The organism is Paenibacillus sp. OT2-17, assembly GCF_009827695.1.
In the GTDB taxonomy this organism is placed as follows: Bacteria; Bacillota; Bacilli; order Paenibacillales; family Paenibacillaceae; genus Paenibacillus; species Paenibacillus polymyxa_B.
On record NZ_WUDQ01000107.1, the window covers coordinates 1 to 9,910 of the forward strand.

General features: G+C 39.3%; 9 protein-coding genes. 8 read left to right on the forward strand and 1 reads right to left on the reverse strand.

Annotation, left to right across the window (positions count from 1 at the left end; translation table 11 throughout):
- Positions 1-95 precede the first annotated feature (95 nt).
- Both GRP75_RS13720 and hcp read left to right on the forward strand, forming a co-directional pair.
- Positions 96-1,397: a response regulator gene (locus GRP75_RS13720; RefSeq protein WP_160789576.1), complete on the forward strand. Its 1,302-nt coding sequence runs from the start codon at positions 96-98 to the stop codon at positions 1,395-1,397.
- Between the two features lie 145 nt (positions 1,398-1,542).
- Positions 1,543-2,835 carry a hydroxylamine reductase gene (hcp, locus tag GRP75_RS13725; RefSeq protein ID WP_028543172.1) on the forward strand — a complete coding sequence of 431 codons (1,293 nt, stop codon included), beginning with the start codon at positions 1,543-1,545 and terminating at the stop codon, positions 2,833-2,835.
- Between the two features lie 41 nt (positions 2,836-2,876).
- Here the strand turns inward: hcp and GRP75_RS13730 are convergent, their stop codons facing one another.
- Complete coding sequence (locus tag GRP75_RS13730) at positions 2,877-3,224, reverse strand: helix-turn-helix domain-containing protein (RefSeq protein ID WP_023987345.1); 348 nt, start codon at positions 3,222-3,224, stop codon at positions 2,877-2,879.
- A gap of 452 nt (positions 3,225-3,676) precedes the next feature.
- On the opposite strand from GRP75_RS13730, the gene GRP75_RS13735 reads away from it, so the two are divergent.
- From GRP75_RS13735 to GRP75_RS13765, 6 genes are all read left to right on the forward strand, one after another.
- Entirely contained in the window at positions 3,677-4,216 is a 540-nt protein-coding gene (locus GRP75_RS13735) for a hypothetical protein (RefSeq protein ID WP_160789572.1), read from the forward strand.
- Positions 4,217-4,292: 76 nt separating this feature from the next.
- On the forward strand, positions 4,293-4,619 hold the full coding sequence (locus GRP75_RS13740) for a nucleoside triphosphate pyrophosphohydrolase (RefSeq protein WP_160789573.1): 327 nt from the start codon (positions 4,293-4,295) through the stop codon (positions 4,617-4,619).
- Between the two features lie 828 nt (positions 4,620-5,447).
- Positions 5,448-6,611, forward strand: coding sequence for a hypothetical protein (locus GRP75_RS29235; RefSeq protein ID WP_202404132.1), 1,164 nt, complete (start codon positions 5,448-5,450; stop codon positions 6,609-6,611).
- Entirely contained in the window at positions 6,592-7,029 is a 438-nt protein-coding gene (locus tag GRP75_RS13750; RefSeq protein ID WP_160789574.1) for a hypothetical protein, read from the forward strand. The genes GRP75_RS29235 and GRP75_RS13750 overlap by 20 nt, the downstream gene beginning before the upstream one ends.
- Positions 7,022-8,803, forward strand: coding sequence for a hypothetical protein (locus GRP75_RS29240; RefSeq protein WP_202404133.1), 1,782 nt, complete (start codon positions 7,022-7,024; stop codon positions 8,801-8,803). Before GRP75_RS13750 ends, GRP75_RS29240 begins: the two co-directional genes overlap by 8 nt.
- Before the next feature lie 511 nt (positions 8,804-9,314).
- A partial coding sequence (locus tag GRP75_RS13765; protein WP_160789575.1) for a substrate-binding domain-containing protein occupies positions 9,315-9,910 on the forward strand: 596 nt, incomplete at its 3' end.

Consider the following 9,910-nt stretch of genomic DNA (forward strand, 5'->3'; position numbering starts at 1 on the left):
CACAGAAGGGACAGGTACCTGCGTGACGATCACTCATCCGTTGCTGCTGGATATGGCACAACTGAAGAAGCCTTATGAAAAAGGAGAGGGTCAGGCTGACGAAATCAAAGGCCACAGACAACTCGACAACGGCGAGTCTGATTGACCAGGCCATAACGGAAGTGACCATAGGGACGGCAAAACGTTATCAAGTATTGATCGCAGATGATGAGCCGATCATCCGAGAGGGGATACGAGATTGCATAGACTGGGCGGCTCTGGGCATGGAAGTGGCAGCAGAGGCGGAGGACGGAGAAGAAGCGCTGGAGCTGGTGGGTCAGCTTCATATCGACATCGTGCTGGTCGATATGAATATGCCGTTCATGGACGGCATTGAACTGATTCGGCGGCTGCGGGACGAGCGTCCGGAATGCCGCTGTCTGATCATTTCCGGGCATGATGAGTTTGCTTATGCGCAGGAGGCTGTCCGACTTGGCGTAGAGGATTATATTTTGAAGCCGGTAGATGCGGAGCAGCTTCATGCTACGTTGTTGCGGCTTCGTCAGCGAATGGACGAAGAGCACAAGCGTGCCGCCTATGTAGAACAAGCCGCCGGACAGATTGAACGGAATATTCCGCTGCTGCGCCAGCGGTTTTGCCTGGAATGGCTGGAAGGGCAACACACGGGAAAAGACGTCATGGAGCAGTTGGCGTTTTTACGGCTTCCATCGCGGCCGCCTGCTCAGATCGGTGTCGTACGGTGGCCTGCGGCAGAGGCCCGGCAGACGATTATGCGCGAGAATGACCGCCAGTTATTTCTTTTTGCTGCTGAAAATATTATTGGCGAACTGCTGGAGGACTGCCCGCATGTGTTGTTCCGCGATGCGAACGGACTGATCGGCATATGCCTGTGGCAGGAGGCACCCGAGACGATAGGCGCTTCCATGGAGCAGGCGATTGGGCGCTACCTGAATATAGCGGTTCATACGCATGTGGAGCCCAACGCGGGTGGACTGGAAGGCGCAATTGACGCCTACCGGGTGAGTCGGGATCGAGTGTATGGCGAATCGCAGCTGTCTCCCATTGTACGCCGGGCTCGGCAGCTTATTCAGGAAGGTTACGCCGATCGGGAGCTGACGTTGGAAGCCCTTGCTTCGCGTCTACAAGTATCCGCCGTATATCTCAGCCGTGTGCTCAAAAAGGAGCTCAACGACAGTTTCGTGACCCTCGTCACGCGTGCCCGTATCCGTAAAGCAGTACAGCTGCTAGATTCCACGACGTTGTCTATCTATGATATAGCAGATCGTACGGGTTACGACAGTCAGCACTATTTTAGCACCGCTTTTAAAAAGACTATGGGCGTGTCCCCTGTGCAGTACCGTAAAGGCGGTGGAATTCAAGAAAGCACGGTAGAGTAGGAAGGATTGAAATGAGGGATGAGTCCCACACTGTTTCATAATAAACTGTAAGAAAAAATGTGTGTGTAATCACACCTACGCATTCAGGGGTTTGTTACGCTGGGGATAACGAACAAATATCTATCAATATTTGGAGGAAAACGATATGTTTTGTTATCAATGTGAACAGACGCCGAGTGGCGGGTGTAAAGTAGTTGGGGTGTGCGGCAAGGATGAGACGATAGCAAGCTTGCAGGATACGATGATTTTTGCATTAAAAGGGATTGCTGCCTATGCGACACATGCTCGCCAGTTGGGCTATACCGATCCTGAGGTAGATCGCATCACGCATGAAGCGTTATATATGACCTTAACCAATTCTAACTTTAATGTACAAGAGCATTTGGAAATGGCGATGAAGGTCGGAAATGCGGCTGTACGGATCATGGATGTGCTGGATCGTGCGCATACGGATCGTTTTGGCATTCCGCAGCCGATTACCGTCAGTCAGAATAAAATCGAAGGCCAATGTATCGTCGTGACTGGACATAATTTGTATGCGCTGGAGGAGTTGCTGCGGCAGACGGAGGGTAAAGGCATCAACATCTATACCCACTCAGAAATGCTGCCTGCCCACGGTTATCCGGCATTGAAGAAATATGCACATCTCAAAGGGAATATCGGTAAAGCCTGGTACGATCAACGCCGACTGTTCGAGGAGTTCCCAGGTGCGATTCTCGCCACGACGAATTGTGTTATGCCGATTAAAGGCACGTATGCAGACCGCTTCTTCTCTTATGAAGTAGCCGGGCTGGAGGGAGTAGCCAAGATCATGGACGACGACTTTTCACCATTGATCGAGCGTGCGTTAGCCCTGCCAGCTGCAGATGTAGATTCGGAGCAGGTGCTTACAACGGGATATCATCATGAGACGGTTATTGGGCTGGCTCCTGAGATTATTCAGGCAGTTAAAGACGGGCATATCCGCCGTTTCTTCGTCATTGCAGGCTGCGACGCACCAGGCAAAGGTGGTAACTATTACCGCGAGCTAGCTACATCCTTGCCGAACGATACGGTTATTCTGACCACGTCCTGTGGTAAATTCCGTTTTAATGACGTGGATTATGGCACCGTTGGAGATACCGGCATTCCGCGTTATATTGATTTGGGACAATGCAACAATTCGGGTTCTACTGTTAAAATCGCTCTGGCATTAGCGGATGCTTTCGGCTGTACGGTGAACGAGCTACCTGTCAGCATTGTTCTGTCCTGGTTTGAGCAAAAAGCGGTCGCCATCCTGCTAGGCTTGTTCAGCCTTGGCATCCAAGATATTCGCATTGGGCCGAAGCCGCCTGAGTTCATTTCTTCTGGCGTACTGGATGTACTGGTGGAGATGTTTGGCTTGAAGCTAATTACTACCGCAGAGGAAGATATGAAAGCGATGTTGGCGTTGTCGTAAGGGGTTGGTGGGGAACTGCAAAGCGCAGTTCCTTTTTTGTTTCATCGTTCATCGATTCTTATAAAGATGTCCGTAAGAATCTTTAATGCCAGCTCAGTATCTTTGGATTCACGAGTCCTTAGGAGAGTCAAAATGGTTTTTATACTCGAATCTTCTTCGGTAAGCTCATCATTGTCCTTCACATATGTAAGCAACTGATAGACGCCCACGTTCAATGCCTTCGCTATTTTCTCCAGATTTTTCAAAGATATATTTCTCTCCGCTCGCTCAATGAAACCAATATAACTCGAATTGAATCCTGCTTTTTCGGCTAAAGCTTCTTGGGAAAGCCCTTTAGACTTTCGGATATCTCGAATACGTGTACCGACTAATTCTAAAAGTTCTGACATGATTACACCTCTCTATAGTAAGAATTTCACAAAATTCGATTCCAATCGCTCCAAAATGTAATATATAGACGAACGAGATCATCTCAATCTATATATTATTAATTGGAAGTCGCTTATTGGATTTTGCAAAATCCTCTAGTTAGAAGTGTAGAGAAAGAGTTACATCTAATTAATAAGTGTTAGTAAGTAAATTGAATTAAAAACTACTATATAGTAATATTTATTATGAAGCTTGTCCGGTAGCTAGAAAATTATACATCTTGATGGTTACATAATTGTGCTATGTTGCTCACATTGTTTCAGGATTTTGCAAAATTCGATACCAGTCGCTCCGAAGTGCAAGATATAGACGAACTAAACTATTTCCATCTATATTTTGTTCATTGGAAGTCGCTTATGGGATTTTTGCAAAATCCTCGTTTATGAAATTTTAATTCAGGAGTTGATTCCCCTTGAAACATTACTCCTTAAGTCCCCTACATAGTGATTCCGATTTCAAATTGCCTAAGTACAGCGACACCTACATATTCAATTGCATGATGGATTTTCAAAAGCTTGCCGAATACCAGATCAAGCTTGCACAGATGATGCGCGACCATCATCAGTTTCACAACTGCCTCATTCTTTGTGATCGAGCGATGTTTTCTATGGCCAAGGCCATTTATGTTCATCGAAACCAAATCATTCCATTGTATATTCGTTTATCCGTGACTGACCTGTTCCCTTTAATTCACACAGAGGCTGAGCCCAATTTAGATATGGTGCTGTTTATCGGTACGGTACATTATCTGGTTTCGGGAGAAGATGATGTATCTAAAGAGCCAATGAAGCTGGGGGAAGTAGACAGGTTGCTTTATAAAACGGACTCTATTCTAGAGTCTCTGTCACAGCGGATCGTAGCTGATCCGTCTAAGCGGTATCCATCTATTTATAAAGAAAATTCGTTCAATGAATCGGTAGATCTTTTATCAATAATACCCGGTTCTTTTTGAGCTAATGATATAATGACGCAAAGGAAGATGTTGGATGCTGGCTAACACTTCCACATCAGAAAGGGTGTTATTTCATATGCCTACATACAACAAACTGGTGCGGGATCGAATTCCGCACCTCATTATGTCTCAGGGCAAGGAATGTCGGACACGCATTTTAGACCCAGAGGAATACAAGCAGGAACTGCGAAGCAAGCTTCGTGAAGAAGTCGAGGAATATTTTGTAGCGGACAAAGACCAGGATGCGCTGGAAGAGCTGGCGGATATGCTGGAAGTCATCCGAGCGCTGGCAGAAGTACATGGGGCGAATGCAGCAGAACTGGACAAGCTACGGGCAGACAAAGCCGAGGCACGGGGCGGATTCCAGGAGCGGGTGTTTTTAATTGATGTCGATGAAGCTTAATGTCAAGCTCATTACGGATAATTTAGCGGATGGACTTATCGCGGAGATACGATATGCCTCCGGGATTTTATTATGACTTCTTTTATAATGCAGTTCGGATTGATAATCTATTTTTTAAGGAAATGTATTCAACTACATCGTCAAAATGTTTAAGAGAAATATGGAATTATACAGGGGAAAGAAAATAAAGAGATTATTTGTGTTTGTGATTGAGAGAGTGTAGTAAACATCAGCAAAAGGTTCGTTACAGCAGGAAGTAATATTAAATGAAGCAAGTATATGCGAAGATTGAAATGAATGGTAATCGTTATAATGATGCACAGGTGATAATTGAGGTCTAAGCGCAGAAATTAAAGAAACAAAAGTGAGTTCTGGACAAGCCACATGAATCGTATGAAGAAGACATAATAACAGAAGCAAGTACTTTGGAGCGTCGCAGACGAGTGAAGAGCAGAATCGGGCGTTGAAGAAAATGGTGGAGCGGATTGTGTATAATTAGGGAAGGGAATCGAGTAGAGTTGACGGTTTGTTAAGATGAACCCAATTAGCCGTAGAGAGGGCCTCTGGAGTAATTACAGAGGTTCTTTTTGTTATTATTTAAGTTTTTTGGATTTAAAGAAATTGTAGGAATATTTTTAATGATACTAAAATTAATGGGAAAAGCAGGAGGAATATAAAATTATGTCGAAAGTAGTAGTTCATATGGACCATTATATTTACATCATTTATAAATTTGCAAATGACTAAGTAGTTTTGAGGGATGTAATTATTTGTTATGATTCAAAAAAGTATTTATGTAACGAAATAATTAGTATATGAGGTGCAATTATGGAACCATACATACTGGATAACAGTGGAATATATAGTTTGAGCGGATTTTCTTATCAAATACGAGTATTTGTTTATTATATGTTAAAGCTTAAAGAAGGAATGCAAATTGAGTTTGAAACGATTGATGATATTAATATGAAGAAAATTAAACCTCAACAACTAGATGATTTTGATGAAAAATTTTTGAATAAAATAGTTGGTAGTTCAACAAATGAAACAATGCAAGTTAAGAGAACCACTATCACGCAAAGTACCGCAGTACAAGTGTTACTCAATTGGATTTTACTCGAATCTTCGGAATATAAGGTTTCCAAATATACGTTGTTTACTGATGCTGAATATAACAATACAGATATATTGTTTAGTAATTCAGCGGAAACACTTTTTGAATCAATTAGAGACTCGGATAAGAGTAATAAGGCCACTATTACAAAGGTTAAAAAAATATACAAAGAAGTAGAAGAATTCAAAAATGTATACGAATCTATTAAAGAAAAATACGAATTTGTTTCTATGGAAAATATTGATGAGAAAATAGATGAAAATTGTTCAGAGTTATTTAGAAAAGCTGGTATAAATAAGGTTGTTTATTATCAAAGAATAAAGGAATTGTTACAGCATATTACCGTACAAATCATGGATAGCATATATAGTAAAAAACCCTATATATTCACCTATAAAAAATTCATGACATTAGTAGAAGAAATTTGCAGTAGGATGACGGAAGAAATAACGCTCCCTCAATATTCGGATTTTAAAAAGCTTCACTCTATTGATTTTAATGATTTAAGTATCTCAAAATCTAGAGAATATAAGCAATTACTTGCTTGTGAACTGCCACAGCCTATAATTAAAACGCATTTGGGATACGGTGAGTATTACAAGGAGTTACGTTTTAAATATATGGAGTTAAATAAGATCGGTAAGATTGATAATATCGAAGAAACAACACATGAGAACTTTGAGATGGTTAAATTTGAATTACAAAAAAATGGAAATGATACACCATTTAATCGTTTGAATGCAACAAAACAACAAGGGAACACATATGCACAAAATGAACATGTTCGTTTTGGATCAGGAATATTTTTAACAAAAGAAGGAATCGAAGACATCCAAATTTCTTGGAAGGATGATAAACATGAGACAACTGAAAATTGAAGTTGAATCCATTCAGGTTAGTATTTTTTGTGAAATAGTTTTAGATATTCTTAGGAAGCATAGGAGATTAAGCATAACTAAAACATTAGTTTTTGCCTACTTAATTAAAAAACAGCGTTTTATCCCTAATAGTGTTTATAACGGAAATAATACTCAAGATATTATTTATAAATGTCTTTCGCTCCTTTCTGGAGACTATTTAGAATTCTGTAACAGTGTAGAGTTTATTATTAAGGCAATCCATGTATTGAAAACTAGGAAGATTATTATTGTAGAAAATGATTTGTTATTGATTAAGGATAATTTATCTGATAGTCAAAGTATATTCAAAGAAACCAAATTCCTCGAAAAAGCCATTGAATACAGTAAGGGTATAAATGAAAGACAATTTATGAAAGAGGTCACTAATAATGTTTAAAATAATTAATTTAGAGCTTTGTAGTGTTGATGATAGTAAATTCATATACGAGTTTAAACCAGGGATTAATTATTTCAAAGGTAAAAATAGTTCTGGAAAAACTGAGTTCTATAGTTTTATTGATTTTATGTTCGGGTCCTCGGAAGATATTAGAAAAAAGCCTTGGTACAATGGAACATTAGCAAAGGCAACAATGCAGTTTGAATATAATGGTTTAAATTTTAAAATATCAAGAACCAGTAATCCTAATATAAATTATCTCTATTATTCAGATGAAGAGGAAACAGCCTTTATAGATTTAAGGGAGTATAAAGGAAGGCTAAATAAAATTTTTGCAAGAGATATTGACCTCCTTAAAGATTTGAAAAACTTTACAGAGGAAGAACTTACCTATAGATCATTTACAATGTTTAATTTTCTTGGTGAGAAAAGGCAAGGAGCGATTCATGATTTTTTTGACAAATGTAGTGATGTGAAATATTCGGTAAAACTGGCGCCTATATTAAATTTCATATTCAATAAACATCTTGAGCGCATATATGAGTTACAAAAAGAATTGAATTCTCTATTATCTGAAGTGAGGGAGTTAGAAACTGCAACAGCAAGGTATGATTTTATATTTGCACAAATAAATAAGAACCTTCAGAAACTAGGAACTGGAATTTGGTACTCTGGGAAAAATGCGGAAGATATAAAAATCAAACTTAATGAAATAAAGAACATGAATGACCTTGTTCTAAGCAAGAAAGAGAAGAATATTGCTGACTTGGAAGTAATGTATAGCAACATCTCTGAACAAATTAAAATATATGAAAACCGAATCTCTGATTATAAGCAAATTGAGAGAGACAATCAAAACAGAAAGTTATTATTAGAGAAGCTGAATTCACTACTTGGAGAAAATAGTGATTTTGAATATTTAGTTTCTCCATTACAAAAGTTAATTTCTGAACTTGATTCTACAATATCGTTTAGTAAATTTCTAATCGGGGACAGTACTATAAATGAACTAAAGAAACAAAGAGAACAAGTGAAAATGGAAATAAAAAGAAACGATTCTCGATTCAAACTATTTTCAATGGAAGAAAAGGCAAAGGCAATCATAATTATAGAAGATTATTTATCGGCAGATATTAGATCCTATGAAGATGAGCTAAAACAGAAAAAAAAGAGAATCAAAGAAATACGTGAAGAATTAAGGGTATTGCAAAATTCTGATGATAATAAAAAAATTGAGGGGTTATCCAAGTTTATTACAGATCTTTATCAATCTGCAAAGGATATTTCTTCAGTGGTAGATGATGATTTCAACCAAGAAGGTTTCAAGATACAATATCTAAAAAAAGGTAATATATTGCAACCCACAATAATTAAAACAGAATTTGATGAAAATGAATTAAAAGAAAAGAAGGCTGTTAATTATTATATTGGAAGTATGGCAAGGCATACACTAATTCAATTGTGCGGTTATTTCGGATTTTTGAAAATATTAATAGAGGAGAATAAATATCCAATAATCCCTATATTGGTTATCGATCATTTATCTAAGCCATTTGATCATTCAAATTCAAAAGCTATAGGCAGAGTAATATCTAAAGCATATGAAAGTATCGGAAAAAACAAATTACAACTTTTTATGTTTGATGATGAGGAATATGAAACATTGGATTTAAAACCAGACCATTCGGAGAACTTAGTTACTGAATTTAAAACAGGTTTTAATCCTTTTTTCACCTCAAAAATGAATGGAGATGCGGAGGAAGACCAAACTTAGGTTTCTGATAAAAATAAAGCTATTTATCTAAGCCTTTAAGTATTAACGGGGAATGGGATGCCTAATAATAACTCAAATCATTTAATTAAATTTATAATTTATTTAGGTATGGTTCGTTACTGAGGCATAGGTAATAAGAAATATGAGCCTCTGTGAATAAGTTCCAAAAAAGTGTAACTCTTTAGATAGCCGTTTTTAATGATTCTACAAATTGAGACTTTTGCCAATCGTAAAAAGGCCAAAGTCTTTTTGCATTTTCAAGGTATATGTGCGATCCTGATGATCCTTATTCCAACTTAAATCCCTCCTCCCCCACCACAAAGGTTAAAATTTTATAAAAAAAGTTCAAAACCAGCAAAGACCTTTCCCGGCCTGGAATGATACCATGTGTTTGCACATAAAAAAAGGAGAGGTACTCGTTGCCTCACTTATGTAAGCGCTATCTAATTTCAACTCTAATCAGCACTTACCTTCAAATGACCCGCATCACATGAGGAAAGGGGAACTTCATATGAAAAAAGGAGCTGTTGTCGTATGGCTTCTGGTTTTGGCCCTGATGCTTTCGGCCTGTAATTTGGCGGAGAGTGGAACGGGCAGCAAGGAAAAAGGCTACGTAGGCATTTCCATGCCGACCAAATCGTCCGAGCGTTGGGTAGGGGACGGAGAAAATATGGTCCGGTTGTTTCAGGAGCAAGGCTATAAAACGGATTTACAGTACGCCGAGGACGTGGTGGAAAACCAAATCTCCCAAATCGAAAATATGATCACCAAGGGTGTCAATGTTATGGTGATCGCTTCGGTCGATGGAAACACGCTGACGGATGTGATTCAGAAGGCACACGACCGAGGCATTCAGGTCATTTCTTACGACCGGCTGATTCGCAACACACCGTATCTGACGTATTATGCGACCTTCGATAACTTTAAGGTGGGCGTGCTACAGGCGGCATATATTGAGAAAAAGTTGGGACTCAAGGAAGGCAAAGGCCCATTCAATATCGAGCTGTTCGGTGGTTCACCGGATGACAATAACGCTTATTTCTTCTTTAATGGTGCGATGTCTGTACTTAAACCGTACGTGGATTCCGGAAAACTGGTCGTGCGCAG